Genomic DNA, 15709 nt, shown 5'->3' on the forward strand with positions numbered 1-15709 from the left:
TATGGCGCAATCATGAGACTTTTGCGGGAGCCCGTCGGCGCGGGAGCAGGCGGTCACGCTGTCGCCCGAATTTCGGTCTATCATGCGCGCTTTGGTATGGGCGCCGCGTCCCGGCGGCCCGGACGGCCGGGCCCGGAAGGACGCCGGGCCCAAACAGGGGGATCGGAAGAATGGCATTCGGCTTCTGTGCATGCTGCGCGCCGACGCGGCGCGGCTTTCTGGGGTTCACCGCGGCGGGTCTCGCCGCCGGCGGGCTCGGCGGCTGTGTGGCGGTGGGGCGCAGCATGGCGCCGGGGGACGACGAGTTGAACAAGATGGGGCTTCAGGCCTGGTCGCAGATCAAGAAGAAGGAAAAGATCTCCGGCAGTGCCAAGGGGCGGGCCCGGGTGAACGGCGTCGCCCGCAAGGTGGTCGACGCCTCGGGTCTCGGGCGCAGCTACAATTGGGAATTCGCCCTCTTCGACGACAAGCAGATCAATGCCTTCGCCCTGCCGGGCGGCAAGATCGGCGTCTATCAGGGGCTCCTGAACCTCGCGACCAGCGATGCCGAACTCGCCGCCGTGCTGGGGCACGAAGTCACCCACGTCCAGCGCCGCCACGCCGCCCAGCGCATCGGCGCCCAGCGCGCCGGGCAGTTGGGCGTGCAGCTTGCCCAGATCGGGCTCGCCGCCGGCGGCGTGCAGCAGTCGGACCAGATCGCCGGGCTGATCGGCGCCGGCGTCTCCTATGGCGTCATCCTGCCGTTCTCGCGCGATCAGGAATATGAGGCGGACGAGGGCGGCCTCGTCACCATGTCGCGCGCCGCCTACAACCCCAATGCCGCGGTGACCCTGTGGCAGAAGATGGCGGCCGCCAACGCGAAGAGCGCGAAGCCGATGGAATTCGCCTCCACCCATCCGTCGGACGCCAATCGCATCCGCCGGCTGCAGAGCCAGATTCCGAGCGTGCTGCCGCTCTACGAATCGGCCAGGCGCGCCTGATCTAATCGCACCAGCCGGCGCGCGCCTTGCCGTCATAGGGCCGGGCGAGGCCGGCGGCGATCAGCCGCTCGCCCAGGGCGCGGCCCTCGCCGTCGGTGACCCGGGCGAGGACGCGGCCGCCGTATTTGTCGAAGGCGACGTCGCGCAGCGTGACCTCGCCCGCGGCGACGAGGTTGCTCAGCATGTCCCGGGCCCTTGCCGCCAGGGCTTTTTCGGCCGGGCATTCGCCGCGCAGTTCGGGCGTGTCGATACCGGCCAGGCGCACCCGCGTGACCACCTCCTGACCCAGCCAGATATGGACCCGGACATCCATCGTGTCGCCGTCCACGACCTCGATCACCTCGGCGAAGAAGGGGCCGGGCATTTCCTTCGGCAGGCGCGACAGGCCCCGGTCCGGCGCCGTCAGCAGGGTGCCGGCCGCGACGGCCCCGCCGAGAAGCACGGCGAGCAGGATGAAGGGAAGGGCGAATCTGCGGGTCATGGCGTGAACGTTAGAGGAACATCGACCGCGCCGGCAAGCGCCATGGTGGCAAGGCCGGCGGGCCGGTGCTATGAGAGCGCCCAATCCCTCCGTCACCATTCAGTCATCAGGAAGATCATGATCGCCCGCGCGCTTCTTTCGGTCTCGGACAAGACCGGCCTCGTCGATTTCGCCAAAGCCCTCGCCGGTCACGGCGTCGAGCTTCTGTCCACCGGGGGCACCGCCAAGGCGCTGCGCGATGCCGGCCTGACCGTGGTCGAAGTGGCCGATTTCACCGGCAGCCCCGAGATCCTGGACGGCCGCGTGAAGACCCTGCATCCCAAGGTCCACGGCGGCCTGCTGGGCCGGCGCGACGTCGCCGATCATGTCGCGCAGATGCAGGCCCACGGCATCGCCAACATCGACCTGGTGGTGGTCAATCTCTATCCCTTCGAGGCGACGGTGGCGCGCGGCGCCGATTGGGACGAGACGATCGAGAACATCGACATCGGCGGCCCGGCCATGATCCGTTCGGCGGCGAAGAACCATGATCACGTCACCGTCGTGGTCGAACCCGCCGATTATGCCGACGTGCTCGCCGCCATGGCCGCGAACGGCGGCGCCACCACGGTCGAGCTGCGGCGCAAGCTGGCGGCCAAGGCCTATGCCCGCACCGCGTCCTATGACGCCGCCATCTCCGGCTGGTTCGCGAAACAGCTCGAGACGACCTTCCCCGAGCGCATCTCCTTCGCGGGCGAGCGCGCCTCGGTGCTGCGCTACGGCGAGAACCCGCATCAGTCCGCCGCCCTCTATCTTACCGGCGAGCAGCGCCCGGGCGTCGCCACGGCGAAGCAGTTGCAGGGCAAGGAACTCTCCTACAACAACCTCAACGACACGGACGCCGCCTTCGAACTGGTCGCCGAATTCGACCCGCGCGAGGGCCCGGCGGTGGTCATCGTGAAGCACGCCAATCCCTGCGGTGTCGCGGTCGGCGAGACGCTGCTGGAAGCCTGGGAAAAGGCGCTTGCCTGCGATCCGGTCTCGGCCTTCGGCGGCATCGTCGCCACCAATTGCACCCTCGACAAGGAAACGGCGGAAGCGATCGCCAAGATCTTCACCGAGGTCATCGTCGCCCCCGAGGCCGACGACGAGGCGAAGGCCGTGCTGGCGGCCAAGAAGAACCTGCGCCTGCTGGTCACCGGCGGCCTGCCCGATCCCGCCGCGCCGGGCCTGACCGCCAAGACGCTCGCCGGCGCCCTGCTGGTCCAGACCCGCGACACGCTCGGCGCCGACGGCGATCGCTTCGAGGTCAAGACCACGCGCGCGCCCTCGTCGCGGGAGGTCGCGGATCTCGAATTCGCGGTGAAGGTCGCGAAACACGTGAAGTCCAACACCATCGTCTTTGCCAAGAACGGCGCCACGGTCGGCATCGGCGCCGGCCAGATGAGCCGGGTCGACAGCGCCCGCATCGCCTTCAGGAAGGCATCCGACGCGGCGGCGGCGGCGGGCCTGGACGAACCCCTGACCAAGGGGTCGGTCGCGGCCTCCGACGCCTTCTTCCCCTTTGCCGACGGTCTCGACGTGCTGGTCGAAGCCGGCGCCACGGCGGTCGCCCAGCCCGGCGGCTCGATCCGCGATGCCGAAGTGATCGCCGCCGCCGACGCCGCCGGCCTCGCCATGGTCTTCACCGGCGAACGTCACTTCCGTCACTGATAAGGAAAAGCATCGCCCCGGCGCGTGCCGGGGCGGTGTGGAATGTCAGCTTGCCGCTGTAACCAGCAGGCGCATGCCGGTCGCGGCGGCGGCCTTCTTGTCGAAGGTGACGGTTTCGCCGCAGCCCGCCTGACGCCCGGCTTCCGCGATCAGAGCATCCGCGAAATCGGCGTCGGTCGCCCGATAGACGGCGAGGGCGCGGTGGCCGGCTTCGGCCCCCTCGACCGTGATTTCGGGTGACCGCAGCAGCGTGTCGATCGTGCCGGCGATGAAGGCGCGCGGCATCTTGTAGGCGCGTGCCAGCACCCAGACCGTCTCGACGAGGGCGACCTGAGAGAGAAAGCCGGGCGCACCGGCCGAGAGGTTGTCGATGATTTCGGTCGCGGCGGCGGATTGGGCAGGATCGTCCTGGACGAGGTAACGCACCAGGACATTGGTGTCGATCCCGATCACCGTCGTGTCGCGCCGGCCTGGATCGCGGCTTCCATATCTTCGAGTGTGACGGGCGTCGCCGGCTTGGGAACGATCCCTTTCAGGGATTTGATGGACGCGGATGCCGGTATGACGGCATAGCCCCCACCGGGCAGGCGCACGAAGTCCACCCGATCGCCGGCCGAAAGGCCGAGGTCTTGCCGTACCTTCTGGGGGATCGTGATCTGTCCCTTGGAGGTCAGGGTCGCACTGGACATGGTCTTCCTTACCTTGAGTAAGGAATGATGCGCCGGTGCGATCGAACCGTCAATAACCCCCTCAGTCCGCCGGGGCCTGGGTCTGGAGGGCGAGAGCGTGCAATTCGCCCTCCATGGCGCCGCGCAGGGCCTTGTAGACCATCTGGTGCTGCTGGACCCGGCTCTTGCCTTTGAAGGCGGCGGAGGTGACGTTGGCGGCGTAGTGATCGCCGTCGCCGCGCAGGTCCTCGATCACGACCCTGGCGTCGGGAAAGGCCGACTGGATCAGGGTCTTCAGTTTGCCTTCGTCCATCGCCATGGTCGTACTCCGGAATCGCCGCGCAGGTGAGAACGCTAGCCGATCGCCCGGATCGGCTCAACGGCCGGGCGATCCTTCACCTCGTCGGTGATCACCTTGAAGCTGGCCAGCCAGTGATAGCCGAAGGTGGAGGCCAGCGGCACGTCCGCCGCGTCGCGCCCGCGCGCCATCAGCACGCGGCCGATGCGGGGCTTCACGTGGCGGGCGTCGACGGCGTGCCAGCGCCCGCCCAGGAAAACCTCGAACCAGGCGCTGAAATCCATCGGCGTCTCTTCCGGCGGCACGCCGATGTCGCCCAGATAGCCGGTGCAATAGCGCGCCGGGATGTTCATGCAGCGGCAGAAGGTGATGGCCAGATGCTGGAAGTCGCGGCAGACGCCGGTCCGCTCGTTGTAGGCATCGAGCGCGGATTTGGTGGCGCGGGTCTTCAGATAGTCGAACTTCAGATGGTTCTGCACCCATTCCAGGATGGCGAGCACGCGGGGCCAGCCCTCCTTGGTCTTGCCGAACAGCGACCAGGCCAGGTTCGACATGCGGTCCGTCTCGCAATAGCGGCTGCCCTGGAGATAGACCAAGGTCTCGTCCGGCAGTTCCTGGACCGGGATCTGGGGCATGTCGACGGGCTGGGCCTCGGGCTTGCCGCCGTCCTGGATCAGGGTCTTGCCGGTCAGGCGCAGAATGCCGCGCGGCGCCATCAGCCGGGCGCAGCGATTACCGAAACTGTCGTAATAGTGATGCAGGGGCAGCAGCGGTTCGGTCCTGATCTCATCGGGTTCGAGAAGATCGGCCATGCGCGAGGCATGGACGTTCAGCATCAGCACCATGGGGGTCGGATTCGGCAGGTTGTAGCTGATGTCGTAGCCGAGACGGATCTTCACGCTCGTCTCCTTTCTCTAGGCGTCTTGCGGCGTTGCCCCTCACCCCAACCCTCTCCCCAAAGGGGCGAGGGGGCTTATCGAGCCCCGGACGGACTCCCTCGTCCCGCTTGCGGGGAGAGGGTTGGGGTGAGGGAGGAACACCACCCTCGGAAAACAACACGGGGGGACCGTTTCCGATCCCCCCGCGCCAATGGATGCAGCACTGCGTCAGGAGGCCATGTAGCGGGGCAGCCAGCCCTCGTGAGCCTCGCGCAATGCGCTCATGGATACCTTGTGGCGGCCGTCGACGGAAATCGCCGCGCCGCCCGTGGTGCCGATGACGGTGACGGGAACATCCGCCGCTTTGGCCTGGTCGAGGATCGCCTCCACCCGGTCGGGCGGCACGGCCATCAGATAGCGGCCCTGATCCTCGCCGAACCAGAAGGCGTGCGGCGGCACCTCGGTCTCCGGCGTCGAGAGCGTCGCGCCGATGCCGCCCGCCAGCGCCATTTCGGCGACGGCGACGAGAAGGCCGCCGTCGGCCACGTCGTGGCAGGTGACGACTTCGCCATGGCGGATCAGGCCGCGCACGAAATCACCGTTCCGCTTCTCGGCGGCGAGGTCGACCGGCGGCGGGGCGCCGTCCTCGCTGCCCGCGATCTCGCGGAGATAGATGGAGGCACCGAGCCAGCCCGCGGTCTCGCCGACCAGGAGGATCGTCTCCGCCGCCGCCTTGAAGCGGATCGAGGCGGAACGGGTATAGTCCTCGAGCAGGCCGACGCCGCCGATGGCGGGGGTCGGCTGCACGCCCGTGCCCATGGTCTCGTTGTAGAGCGAGACATTGCCCGAGACGACCGGATAGTCGAGCGCAAGGCAGGCTTCCGCCATGCCCTCGATGGCGCCGACGAACTGGCCCATGATGTTCGGGCGCTGCGGGTTGCCGAAATTCATGCAGTCGGTGATCGCCAGCGGCAGGCCGCCGACGGCGGTGATGTTGCGATACGTCTCGACGACCGCCTGCTTGCCGCCTTCGACCGGATCCGCCAGGCAATAGCGCGGCGTGCAGTCGGTGGTCATGGCGAGGCCCTTGGTCGCGGTGTCGCGCACGCGCACCACGGCGGCATCGCCGCCCGGGCGAACGATGGTGTCGCCGCCGACCAGATGGTCGTATTGCTCGACGATCCAGCGCTTGGAGCAGAGATCGGGCGTGCCCAGCAGGGTTTCCAGCGTGGCGCCCAGATCGTCGCTGCCCTTCACCGTGGCGGCGTCGATCACCGCGCGCTTCGGCGTGCGTTCCCACGGGCGGTCGTAGAGCGGGCTCTGGTCGGTGAGGGGACCGACCGGGATGTCGCCCACCACTTCGCCCTTGTGCTTGAGGACGAGATGGCCGGTATCCGTGACCTTGCCGATCACGGCGAAGGCGAGGCCCCATTTCTCGAAGATGGCGCGGGCCTGGTCCTCGCGGCCGGGCTTCAGGACCATCAGCATGCGTTCCTGGCTTTCCGACAGCATCATCTCGTATGCCGTCATGCCGGTTTCGCGCTGGGGCACGTCGTCCATGATCAATTCGATGCCGACGCCGCCCTTGGAGGCCATCTCGACCGAGGATGAGGTGAGGCCGGCGGCGCCCATGTCCTGGATCGCGACGATGGCATCGCCCGCCATGAGTTCCAGGCAGGCTTCGAGCAGCAGCTTTTCGACGAAGGGATCGCCGACCTGCACGGTCGGGCGCTTCTCCTCCGACTTCTCGTCGAATTCGGCCGAGGCCATGGTGGCGCCGTGGATGCCGTCGCGCCCGGTCTTGGAGCCGACATAGACCACCGGATTGCCGACGCCGGCCGCCGCCGAATAGAAGATCTTGTCCTGTTGGGCGATGCCCACGGTCATGGCGTTGACCAGGATGTTGCCGTCGAAGGCCGCATGGAAGGTGCATTCGCCGCCGACGTTCGGAATGCCCATGCAATTGCCATAGCCGCCGATGCCGGCAACCACGCCCGAGACCAGATGGCGCATCTTCGGGTGTTCGGGCGAGCCGAAGCGCAGCGGATCGAGGATGGCGATCGGCCGCGCCCCCATGGTGAAGACGTCGCGCAGAATGCCGCCGACCCCGGTCGCCGCGCCCTGATAGGGCTCGATGTAACTGGGATGGTTGTGGCTTTCCATCTTGAAGACGGCGGCCAGCCCGTCGCCGATGTCGACGACGCCCGCATTCTCGCCCGGGCCGCAGATCACCTGCGGGCCCGTGGTCGGCAGCTTCTTCAGGTGGAGGCGCGAGGACTTGTACGAGCAATGCTCGGACCACATGACCGAGAAGATGCCGAGTTCGGTGATGCTCGGCTCGCGGCCCATGATCTCCAGGACGCGCGCGTATTCGTCGGGCGCGAGACCGTGTTCGGCGACGATTTCAGGCGTGATCTTGGTCATTACGCAAGGGCCTTGGCGAGACTGTCGAAGAGGATGGCGCCGTCGGTGCCGCCGACCACGTCTTCCGTCATGTTCTCGGGGTGGGGCATCATGCCGAGGACGTTGCGCCCCGCGTTGAAGACGCCCGCGATATTGCGCGCCGAACCGTTGGGGGAGGCGGCTTCGGTGACGGCGCCATCCGCGTCGCAATAGCGGAAGGCGACCTGGCCTTCACCCTCGATGCGGTTCAGGGTCTCGTCGTCGGTGAAGTAATTGCCTTCGGCATGGGCCACCGGCACGCGGACCACCTGGCCCGGCTTGAAGCCCCCGGTGAAGGCGGTATCGGTCGCCTCGACCTTCAGGTGGACGTCGCGGCAGACGAAGCGCAGCGACGCGTTCCGCATCAGGACGCCCGGCACCAGCCGGGCCTCGGCCAGGATCTGGAAGCCGTTGCAGACGCCGAGGACATAGCCGCCACGGGCCGCATGAGCCTTCACCGCGTCCATGATCGGCGACAGCGCGGCCATCGCGCCGCAGCGCAGATAATCGCCATGGGAAAAGCCGCCGGGCAGGACGACGAGGTCGGTGCCGGCCGGCAGCTCGGTCTCGCCGTGCCAGACATAGACCGGCCTGGTGTAGGACGCCCGCTGGAGGGCGAGGGCGATGTCCCGCTCGCGGTTCGAGCCGGGGAAGACGACGACGGCCGCCTTCATGTCACACCAGCTCGATGGCGTAGTTCTCGATCACGGTGTTGGCGAGCAGCTTTTCGCACATCGCCTTCACCTGCTCGCGCGCCTTGTCGGCGTCGGTCTCGGCCAGTTCCAGCTCGAGGTACTTGCCCTGGCGGACATCCTCCACGCCGGAAAAGCCGAGGGAACCCAGGGCACCGGCGATCGCCTTTCCCTGAGGATCGAGGACACCGTACTTCAGGGTGACGTGGACGCGCGCTTTCACGGGATCACCTATCGCTTTGATGGAGGCGTCATCCCGGCGAAGGCCGGGATCTCTGGACGCTAGGGCACTGAGGCCAGTCCCGACGAGATCCCGGCCTTCGCCGGGATGACGCTTAAATTAGAAGACGCCGCCCCGGCCTTCTGCCTGGATGACGCAATAGTCAGGCGATGCTTATTGCATCGTCTCCGGGCCCTTCATGTCGCGGGGACCGCCTTCGGGCAGGATGCCGAGGCGACGCGCCACTTCCTGATAGGCCTCGGCCGTACCGCCGAGATCGCGGCGGAAACGGTCCTTGTCGAGCTTCTCGTTGGTGCGCACGTCCCACAGGCGGCAACTATCCGGGCTGATCTCGTCGGCCAGCACGATGCGCATCTCGTCGTTCTGCCACAGGCGGCCGAATTCCATCTTGAAGTCGACCAGACGGATGCCGACGCCGAGGAACAGGCCGACCAGGAAGTCGTTGACGCGCAGCGCCAGCGCCATGATGTCGTCGATGTCCTGGGGCGTGGCCCAGCCGAAGGCGGTGATGTGCTCTTCGGTCACCATCGGGTCGTTCAGTTCGTCGGCCTTGTAGAAGAATTCGACGATCGACCGGGGCAGCTGGGTGCCTTCCGGAATGCCGAGGCGGGTCGAGAGCGAGCCGGCGGCGACATTGCGCACCACGACCTCGAGCGGGACGATCTCGACTTCCTTGATCAACTGCTCGCGCATGTTCAGCCGGCGGATGAAGTGCGTGGGCACCCCGATCTCGTTCAACTGGGTCATGATGTATTCGGAGATGCGGTTGTTGATCACGCCCTTGCCGGTGACCGTACCCTTCTTCTGGTTGTTGAAGGCGGTCGCATCATCCTTGAAATATTGAACCAGGGTGCCGGGCTCGGGACCCTCGTAGAGGATCTTGGCCTTGCCCTCGTAGATCTGCTTGCGGCGGCTCATGTGTGTAGTGGTCCTTTGGCGGTCCTGCGACCAGCCACTGGCGGCCCGCTGGCCTGCCAGTCGAAAAAACGAAGCCGGCGCGGTCAAGCCCAGGGGGGCTCCGCGCGAAGCGGGACCATACAGGGAGTCGAGAATATAGACAATGCGGCGATCATCGCGTTTTCCGCAGGACAAGGACCCTTGCCAAGCAGAGGTCCGATCCCCTTATATCCGCGCAACGGATGTGTTCAGCCGAGGGGTGCGCCATGGCCAATTTCTCCGATCGCGAAAAGGGCTTCGAAGCCAAATTCGCCCATGACGAAGAGAAGCGTTTCCGCGCCGTCGCGCGCCGGAACAAGCTTCTCGGGCTCTGGGCCGCCGAAAAGCTCGGCCTTTCCGGCGAGGCGGCGGATGCCTACGCCCAGGAAGTCATCGTCGCCGACTTCGTCGAGGCGGGCGACGAGGACGTCGTGCGCAAGGTTCTGGCGGATTTCCAGGCCAAGGGGCTGGACCTCACGGATCTGCACATCCGGATGGAAATCGATTCGCTGAACAACAAGGTTCTCGCCGAGATCGAGTGATCCTTCCATGGGACGGATCAACATCACGGAAGAGGCGCCGGATCAGCCGGACGTGATCCCGCTGATTCGGGCGCTGGATGCTTTCCACAGCGCCCTCTATCCGGCCGAGAGCAATCACTTCCTCGACATCGAGACGATGAAGGGCCCTGCGGTAACCTTCATCGTCGCCCGGATGGAGATGGTGGCGGTCGGCTGTGGCGCCTTGGTGCGCATGGCGGACGGCAGCGCCGAGATCAAGCGCATGTACATCGTGCCCGCCGCGCGGGGCAAAGGCCTCGGCCGGGACATGCTGCAGGTCCTGCTGAACGTCGCCGACGACCAGGCCCTGACGCCGGTCCGGCTGGAGACCGGGATCCATAACCGGGAGGCGCTCAGCCTCTACCGCTCGCTCGGCTTTCACGAGCGCGGCCCCTTCGGCGACTATGCCGAGGACCCGAACAGTATCTTCATGGAAAGACGAATTCCCCTGCGCTGAGGGGAAGGCGCCGGCCGAAGCCCGGCCGGCGCTTGCCCGCAAGTCGGGCCTTACCTCGGGGCGGGGCCGGGCTCAGAGCCGGGCCGCGGCCTCGTCGGCGAAGATGACGACACCCGTGGCGCCGCCGGCGCCGCCGCCATAGGCGGCCTGCACGAGGCGGGTTTCGCGCTTCTGCGCGTCGGCCGCGCGGGCCTCGGCGCCAGGGGACGGGCGTTCCGTGGGTTCGGTGACGGGGCGGGTGGCTGTGCCGGTGCTCATGGTCGTCTCGATGGGTTGTTGACGAAAGCGTCATCAACACAATGCGCCGAACCCCGGTTCGGATCCGTGACCACCATCACAGGATCGCGAATGTTGCAGTTTTACAACAGGCGCCATGCAGCCGCCGCAGGGGGACACGCCGGGACCGCGTCTTCTCCGACCGGGGGACTCGGTTATTCTGGCATCACCATGACAGATGTATCCTCGCGTGACAGATCCGCCGGCCTCGGCCTTTTCGTGGCCATGGCGGTCGGCTGCGGCATCGCCGTCGCCAATCTCTACTACAACCAGCCGCTGCTCGGCCTGATGGCCGTGGATCTCGGGGTGACGCCGGCGACCATCGGCATGATCCCGATGGCGACCCAGGTCGGCTATGCCCTGGGCCTCCTGTTCCTGGTGCCGCTCGGCGATCTCATCGACCGGCGCCGGCTGATCATGATGCAGACCGCCGCACTGGTGGTCGCCATGGCGGTCATGGGGCTGGCGCCCGGCTTTGCCGTCGTGCTCGCGACCTCGGTCGCCATCGGCATCGCCTCGACCGTCGCCCAGCAGATCATTCCCTTCGCCGCCGCCATGGCGGACGAGCGCAGCCGGGGTCAGGTGCTCGGCATCGTCATGAGCGGGCTGCTCGGCGGCATTCTTCTGGCGCGCACGGTTTCGGGCGTGGTCGGGGAACATTTCGGCTGGCGCGCGGCCTATGGCCTCGGGGTGGCGCTGACCATCGGTCTCGGGCTCCTGATGGCAGCCGTGCTGCCGCGTGGGCCCGCCAAGCCACAGGGCGGCAGCTATCTCGCGCTCATGGCATCGCTGGCCGGCGTCGCGCGGCGCCATCCGCTGCTGGTGAAATCATCCCTGGTGCAGGCGACCCAGTTCTGGGGCTTCTCGGTCTTCTGGTCGACCTTGGCGCTTCATCTGCAAAGCCCGGCCTATGGCCTCGGCGCCGATGTCGCCGGGTCCTTCGGCGTGCTCGCCCTGATCGGCGTCCTGGCGGCGCCGGTGTCGGGCCGTCTCGCTGACAAGCGGGGGCCGGACGTGGTGATCGCCGCCGGCCTCGCGGCGGTCGGCATCGGGTTCCTGTGCTTCGCCTTCTGGCACGGTATCGCCGGCCTCGTGGTCGGCGTCATCCTGTTTGATTTCGGCGTCCAGCTTTCCATGGTCGCCCATCAGGCGCGGATCTTCGCGCTGGAGCCGGCGGCGCGGAACCGCATCAACACGGTCTTCATGACGACACTGTTCACGGTGGGTGCCGTCGCCTCCGCCAGCGCCAGCTATGCCTTCGAGCACGGCGGCTGGTTCGCCGTCACCCTGCTGGGGCTCGGCGCGACCGTGATCGGCCTTCTCGTCCACTGGGGCTGGCGACCTAAGCAATAGGGGCGGCCCGAAGACCGCCCCCCGCCCGAAGACTGATCCCCGGGATCACATCGCCGGCAGCAGCACGGTGTCGATCACATGGATCACGCCGTTGCTCTGATTGACGTCGGCGATGGTGACCGTGGCGGTGTTGCCGTTCTCGTCCGTCAGCATGACCTTGTCGCCGGCGGCGGTCGCGGTCAGCGTGTCGCCCGAAACCGTGGTCAGGGTGGCCTTGCCGCCGTCCGCCTTGATCTTGGCGGCGATTTCCTCGGCCGAATGCTTGCCGGCGACCACGTGATAGGTCAGCACATGGGTGAGCTGGGCCTTGGCCTCGGGCTTCAGCAGGCTGTCGACGGTGCCTTCCGGCAGGGCGGCGAAGGCGGCGTTCACGGGCGCGAAGACGGTGAAGGGGCCGTCGCCCGACAGGGTCTCGACCAGGCCGGCGGCCTTGACGGCGGCGACCAGGGTGGTGTGATCCGCCGAGTTCACGGCGTTTTCGATGATGTTCTTCGTCGGATACATGGGCGCGCCGCCGACTTCGACCGGGTGGCTGGCGAAGGCGGGCAGGGTGGCGACGCCCGCAAGGGCGATGCCGGCAGCGGCGAACAAGGCGGTAGCGCGAAGGCGGGACATGGGTCTCTCCCCTTGGGTCTTGCGTTGATGCGATCGACGTCGATGCAGGTTCTACGGCTCGGCCGCCGTGCCGGATGGCGGCCGATGAACACCCGGGGAACCATGATCCCGCCCTGCGGGACGGGGCCGTTGTTGAGTTTCGCCGCCCGCTCGCGCTAGAACATTCCGCGACCCGGGACGACACCGGGACACGAGGGGAGAGAGACGTGAAACTCTATCACTGCGCCGGTGCGCGTTCCTTCCGGCCGCTCTGGGCGCTCGAGGAAATGGGGCTCGACTATGATTTCGAGCTGATGCCCTTTCCACCGCGCTTCGCCCGCGAGGGCTATCTGGAGATCAATCCGCTGGGCACGGTGCCGGCCTTCACCGACGGCGACCTCCTGATGACGGAATCGAGCGCGATCTGTCATTACCTCGGCACGAAATACGGCCCGACCGACCTCGTCGTCGGCATCGACGAGCCGGAATACGGCCGCTACCTCAATTTCCTTCATATGTCGGATGCGACCCTGACCTTCCCGCAGACGATCGTGCTGCGTTACACGATGCTGGAAGCGGCGGAGCGGCGCCTGCCCCAGGCGGCGGCCGATTACGCGCAATGGTTCGCCTCGCGCCTGCGCGGGGCCATGAAGCTGGTGGGACCCGAATACGCCTGTGCCGGGCGCTTCACCATGGCCGACATCGCCGTCGGCTATGCCATCAAGCTGGCCGGCCTGATCGGCCTCCAGGACGCGGTGCCGGAAAATGCCGCCGCCTATTTCGCCCGCATCTCCGATCGCGACGGCTATCGCCGGGCGATGGCGCGGGAAGAGGGGCGCTCGATCGGCACCTGAGCCGGCCCCCCGGGAACCCTCAACCTCAGGCGGGAGAACGGCTGAAGTCGGCCGGCCGCTTCTCGAGGAAGGCGGCCATGCCCTCGGTCCGTTCCGGCAGGTCGAGGGTGCGGTGAAAACCCGCCCTCTCCAGGGCGAGGCCTTCCGACAGCGGCACTTCGGCGGCCGCTCTTGCGGTCGCCTTCATTAGCACGGTCACCCGGGGCGGCAGGGCGGCGACGGCCGCCGCGGCCTTCCGCGCCTCGGCCAGGAGTTCGGCGGCGGGCACCACGCGGGAAACGAGGCCGAGGTGGAGCGCGGTGGCGGCATCGATGCGGCGCCCGGTCAGCAGCATGTCGAGTGCGGCCGCCATGCCGACGAGGCGGGGCAGGCGCTGGGTGCCGCCGGCCCCGGGCATGGTGCCCAGCAGGATTTCCGGGTGGCCGAAGGCGGCGTCCTCCGCCGCGATCACGATATCGCACATCTCGATCAGTTCGCAGCCGCCGCCGAGGGCCAGGCCCTGAACCGCCGCGACGACCGGCTTCGGAAAGCCGCCGAGGGCCGTGCAACAGCCGGCGAAATCGCGTTCACGGGCTTCGGCGCCGCTCATGGCCGCCATTTCCCGGACGTCGGCACCGGCGGCGAAATGGGCGCCTTCCGCGCGCAGAATGACGACGCGGATGTCGTCGTCCGCCGCGCAGGCGGCGAGATGGGCGGTCATCAGATCCGTGACCGCGATATTGAGGGCATTGAAGGCCTTCGGCCGGTCGAGCACGAGTTCGGCCACGAAGGGCACCGCCCGGTCGAGGCGGACGGGGGCGGGAGAGGGAGAGGTCATCGGCGGTCCTCCTTCAGATCATCTGTCGGGGACAAACCTAGAAGGAGGCCGCCGGGCGCCGAATTGATTTGTTCTCAACGCGGCATGAGAGAAATGCGCCGCACGCTCAAGCCTCGCCGAAGACGCGCTTGAAGATCGTGTCGACGTGCTTGGTGTGATAGCCGAGGTCGAACAGGGCTTCGAGATCGGCGTCGGAGAGGGCGGCCGTCACCTTGGGGTCGGCCTTCAGGAAATCGAGGAAGGCGCCTTCGCCGCGCCAGACCTTCATCGCGTTCTCCTGGACGATGCGATAGCTGTCCTCGCGCGAGACGCCCTTCTGGGTCAGGGCGAGGAGGACGCGCTGGGAATGCACCACGCCGCCGAGACGGTCCAGGTTCTTCTGCATGTTCTCGGGGTAGACCACCAGCCCGTCCATCATGGAGGTCAGGCGGGCCAGGGCGAAATCCAGATGCACGGTGGCGTCGGGGCCGATGCCGCGCTCGACCGAGGAATGGGAGATGTCGCGCTCGTGCCACAGCGCCACATTCTCGAAGGCGGGCACGGCGGCGGAGCGGACCAGACGGGCAAGACCGGTCAGGTTCTCGGACAGCACGGGGTTCCGCTTGTGCGGCATGGCGGAAGAGCCCTTCTGGCCCTTGGTGAAGGCTTCCTCGGCTTCCAGCACCTCGGTCCGCTGCAGGTGGCGGACCTCGACCGAGAGCCGCTCGATCGAGGACGCGACGACGGCGAGCGCCGCGAAGAAGGCGGCATGGCGGTCGCGCGGGATGACCTGGGTCGAGACCGGCTCGATCTCGAGGCCCATTTTTCCGGCGACATAGACTTCGACCGAGGGATCGACATTGGCGAACGTGCCGACGGCGCCCGAAATGGCGCAGGTTGCGATTTCCTTCCGCGCCCCGACCAGACGCTCGCGACCACGGGCGAATTCGGCATAGGCCTGGGCCATCTTCAGGCCGAAGGTGGTCGGCTCGGCATGGATGCCGTGGCTGCGGCCGATGCAGACGGTGTTCTTATGCTCGAAGGCGCGGCGCTTGAGGACCGCGAGCAGGGCATCGACATCCTCGATCAGAATGTCGGCGGCGCGGGCGAGCTGGACCGCGAGGCAGGTGTCGAGCACGTCGGACGAGGTCATGCCCTGATGCATGAAGCGCGCTTCCGGCCCCACGTGTTCGGCGACCGAGGTCAGGAAGGCGATGACGTCGTGCTTCACCTCGCGCTCGATCTCGTCGATGCGCTCGACGTCGAAGGCGCCCTTGTCCCAGATCGCCTTGGCCGCATCCGCCGGCACGATGCCGAGGCCGACCATGGCGTCGGCGGCATGGGCTTCGATCTCGAACCAGATGCGGAAGCGCGCCTCCGGGGTCCAGAGGTCGGCCATCTTCGGGCGGGTATAGCGGGGGATCATGGGCGGGCCTGACGTCACTTGAATGAATGCGCCCGTGAATAGAAGAGCCATGGCCCGCTTACAAGCCCTTATCCCGCGATCCCAT

General features: G+C 67.3%; 19 protein-coding genes. 6 read left to right on the forward strand and 13 right to left on the reverse strand.

Annotated elements, in window-relative coordinates; all coding sequences use genetic code 11:
* Positions 1-170 precede the first annotated feature (170 nt).
* Complete coding sequence (locus L2U69_RS01575; RefSeq protein WP_236104594.1) at positions 171-980, forward strand: M48 family metallopeptidase; 810 nt, start codon at positions 171-173, stop codon at positions 978-980.
* Between the two features lies 1 nt (position 981).
* On the opposite strand, the gene L2U69_RS01580 is transcribed toward L2U69_RS01575, so the two are convergent.
* On the reverse strand, positions 982-1461 hold the full coding sequence (locus tag L2U69_RS01580) for a thermonuclease family protein (RefSeq protein WP_236104595.1): 480 nt from the start codon (positions 1459-1461) through the stop codon (positions 982-984).
* A 117-nt stretch (positions 1462-1578) separates the two neighbouring features.
* Between L2U69_RS01580 and purH the strand changes: the two genes are divergently transcribed.
* Positions 1579-3153, forward strand: a complete 1575-nt coding sequence (purH, locus tag L2U69_RS01585) for a bifunctional phosphoribosylaminoimidazolecarboxamide formyltransferase/IMP cyclohydrolase (RefSeq protein WP_236104596.1) — start codon at positions 1579-1581, stop codon at positions 3151-3153.
* A gap of 45 nt (positions 3154-3198) precedes the next feature.
* Here purH and L2U69_RS01590 read toward each other — a convergent pair whose 3' ends face one another.
* The 8 genes from L2U69_RS01590 to purC all read right to left on the reverse strand — a co-directional run bounded on the left by L2U69_RS01590 (position 3199) and on the right by purC (position 9290).
* Entirely contained in the window at positions 3199-3606 is a 408-nt protein-coding gene (locus L2U69_RS01590; protein ID WP_236104597.1) for a PIN domain-containing protein, read from the reverse strand.
* Complete coding sequence (locus L2U69_RS01595) at positions 3603-3842, reverse strand: AbrB/MazE/SpoVT family DNA-binding domain-containing protein (protein WP_236104598.1); 240 nt, start codon at positions 3840-3842, stop codon at positions 3603-3605. The genes L2U69_RS01590 and L2U69_RS01595 overlap by 4 nt, the downstream gene beginning before the upstream one ends.
* Positions 3843-3903: 61 nt before the next feature.
* Positions 3904-4140 (reverse strand): BolA/IbaG family iron-sulfur metabolism protein, encoded by a 237-nt coding sequence (locus L2U69_RS01600; protein WP_236104599.1) that lies wholly within the window; start codon positions 4138-4140, stop codon positions 3904-3906.
* Positions 4141-4175: 35 nt separating this feature from the next.
* Positions 4176-5018, reverse strand: a complete 843-nt coding sequence (locus L2U69_RS01605; protein WP_236104600.1) for a transglutaminase-like domain-containing protein — start codon at positions 5016-5018, stop codon at positions 4176-4178.
* 207 nt (positions 5019-5225) lie between these two features.
* A complete protein-coding gene (purL, locus tag L2U69_RS01610) occupies positions 5226-7421 on the reverse strand; it encodes a phosphoribosylformylglycinamidine synthase subunit PurL (protein ID WP_236104601.1) in 2196 nt (731 codons plus the stop codon).
* Positions 7421-8113 (reverse strand): phosphoribosylformylglycinamidine synthase subunit PurQ, encoded by a 693-nt coding sequence (gene purQ / locus L2U69_RS01615; RefSeq protein WP_236104602.1) that lies wholly within the window; start codon positions 8111-8113, stop codon positions 7421-7423. The genes purL and purQ overlap by 1 nt, the downstream gene beginning before the upstream one ends.
* 1 nt (position 8114) lies before the next feature.
* Positions 8115-8354, reverse strand: a complete 240-nt coding sequence (gene purS / locus L2U69_RS01620; RefSeq protein WP_236104603.1) for a phosphoribosylformylglycinamidine synthase subunit PurS — start codon at positions 8352-8354, stop codon at positions 8115-8117.
* Positions 8355-8525: 171 nt separating this feature from the next.
* Positions 8526-9290 carry a phosphoribosylaminoimidazolesuccinocarboxamide synthase gene (gene purC / locus L2U69_RS01625; RefSeq protein ID WP_236104604.1) on the reverse strand — a complete coding sequence of 255 codons (765 nt, stop codon included), beginning with the start codon at positions 9288-9290 and terminating at the stop codon, positions 8526-8528.
* 245 nt (positions 9291-9535) lie between these two features.
* Between purC and L2U69_RS01630 the strand changes: the two genes are divergently transcribed.
* Complete coding sequence (locus L2U69_RS01630) at positions 9536-9850, forward strand: DUF1476 domain-containing protein (RefSeq protein WP_236104605.1); 315 nt, start codon at positions 9536-9538, stop codon at positions 9848-9850.
* Between the two features lie 7 nt (positions 9851-9857).
* Positions 9858-10325, forward strand: a complete 468-nt coding sequence (locus L2U69_RS01635; protein WP_236104606.1) for a GNAT family N-acetyltransferase — start codon at positions 9858-9860, stop codon at positions 10323-10325.
* A gap of 72 nt (positions 10326-10397) precedes the next feature.
* On the opposite strand, the gene L2U69_RS01640 is transcribed toward L2U69_RS01635, so the two are convergent.
* The gene (locus L2U69_RS01640) at positions 10398-10583 is read right to left on the reverse strand and encodes a hypothetical protein (protein ID WP_236104607.1); all 186 of its coding nucleotides are present in this window, start codon (positions 10581-10583) and stop codon (positions 10398-10400) included.
* A 189-nt stretch (positions 10584-10772) separates the two neighbouring features.
* Between L2U69_RS01640 and L2U69_RS01645 the strand changes: the two genes are divergently transcribed.
* On the forward strand, positions 10773-11954 hold the full coding sequence (locus tag L2U69_RS01645; protein WP_236104608.1) for an MFS transporter: 1182 nt from the start codon (positions 10773-10775) through the stop codon (positions 11952-11954).
* 45 nt (positions 11955-11999) lie between these two features.
* On the opposite strand, the gene L2U69_RS01650 is transcribed toward L2U69_RS01645, so the two are convergent.
* On the reverse strand, positions 12000-12569 hold the full coding sequence (locus L2U69_RS01650) for a fasciclin domain-containing protein (protein WP_236104609.1): 570 nt from the start codon (positions 12567-12569) through the stop codon (positions 12000-12002).
* Positions 12570-12775: 206 nt separating this feature from the next.
* Here L2U69_RS01650 and L2U69_RS01655 point away from each other — a divergent pair, with 206 nt between their 5' ends.
* Positions 12776-13402, forward strand: coding sequence for a glutathione S-transferase family protein (locus tag L2U69_RS01655; RefSeq protein WP_236104610.1), 627 nt, complete (start codon positions 12776-12778; stop codon positions 13400-13402).
* Positions 13403-13427: 25 nt separating this feature from the next.
* On the opposite strand, the gene L2U69_RS01660 is transcribed toward L2U69_RS01655, so the two are convergent.
* Entirely contained in the window at positions 13428-14219 is a 792-nt protein-coding gene (locus tag L2U69_RS01660) for an enoyl-CoA hydratase/isomerase family protein (protein WP_236104611.1), read from the reverse strand.
* A 106-nt stretch (positions 14220-14325) separates the two neighbouring features.
* Positions 14326-15624 (reverse strand): adenylosuccinate lyase, encoded by a 1299-nt coding sequence (gene purB, locus L2U69_RS01665; RefSeq protein WP_236104612.1) that lies wholly within the window; start codon positions 15622-15624, stop codon positions 14326-14328.
* Positions 15625-15709 lie beyond the last annotated feature (85 nt).

Source organism: Zavarzinia marina (assembly GCF_021568905.1).
GTDB lineage: Bacteria > Pseudomonadota > Alphaproteobacteria > Zavarziniales > Zavarziniaceae > Zavarzinia > Zavarzinia marina.

Coding starts and splice junctions, on each gene's coding strand:
- L2U69_RS01575 (WP_236104594.1), top strand. CDS start 171: ATGGCATTCGGCTTCTGTGCATGCTGCGCGCCGACGCGGCGCGGCTTT.
- L2U69_RS01580 (WP_236104595.1), bottom strand. CDS start 1,461: ATGACCCGCAGATTCGCCCTTCCCTTCATCCTGCTCGCCGTGCTTCTC.
- purH (WP_236104596.1), top strand. CDS start 1,579: ATGATCGCCCGCGCGCTTCTTTCGGTCTCGGACAAGACCGGCCTCGTC.
- L2U69_RS01595 (WP_236104598.1), bottom strand. CDS start 3,842: ATGTCCAGTGCGACCCTGACCTCCAAGGGACAGATCACGATCCCCCAG.
- L2U69_RS01600 (WP_236104599.1), bottom strand. CDS start 4,140: ATGGCGATGGACGAAGGCAAACTGAAGACCCTGATCCAGTCGGCCTTT.
- purL (WP_236104601.1), bottom strand. CDS start 7,421: ATGACCAAGATCACGCCTGAAATCGTCGCCGAACACGGTCTCGCGCCC.
- purQ (WP_236104602.1), bottom strand. CDS start 8,113: ATGAAGGCGGCCGTCGTCGTCTTCCCCGGCTCGAACCGCGAGCGGGAC.
- purC (WP_236104604.1), bottom strand. CDS start 9,290: ATGAGCCGCCGCAAGCAGATCTACGAGGGCAAGGCCAAGATCCTCTAC.
- L2U69_RS01630 (WP_236104605.1), top strand. CDS start 9,536: ATGGCCAATTTCTCCGATCGCGAAAAGGGCTTCGAAGCCAAATTCGCC.
- L2U69_RS01635 (WP_236104606.1), top strand. CDS start 9,858: ATGGGACGGATCAACATCACGGAAGAGGCGCCGGATCAGCCGGACGTG.
- L2U69_RS01640 (WP_236104607.1), bottom strand. CDS start 10,583: ATGAGCACCGGCACAGCCACCCGCCCCGTCACCGAACCCACGGAACGC.
- L2U69_RS01645 (WP_236104608.1), top strand. CDS start 10,773: ATGACAGATGTATCCTCGCGTGACAGATCCGCCGGCCTCGGCCTTTTC.
- L2U69_RS01650 (WP_236104609.1), bottom strand. CDS start 12,569: ATGTCCCGCCTTCGCGCTACCGCCTTGTTCGCCGCTGCCGGCATCGCC.
- L2U69_RS01660 (WP_236104611.1), bottom strand. CDS start 14,219: ATGACCTCTCCCTCTCCCGCCCCCGTCCGCCTCGACCGGGCGGTGCCC.
- purB (WP_236104612.1), bottom strand. CDS start 15,624: ATGATCCCCCGCTATACCCGCCCGAAGATGGCCGACCTCTGGACCCCG.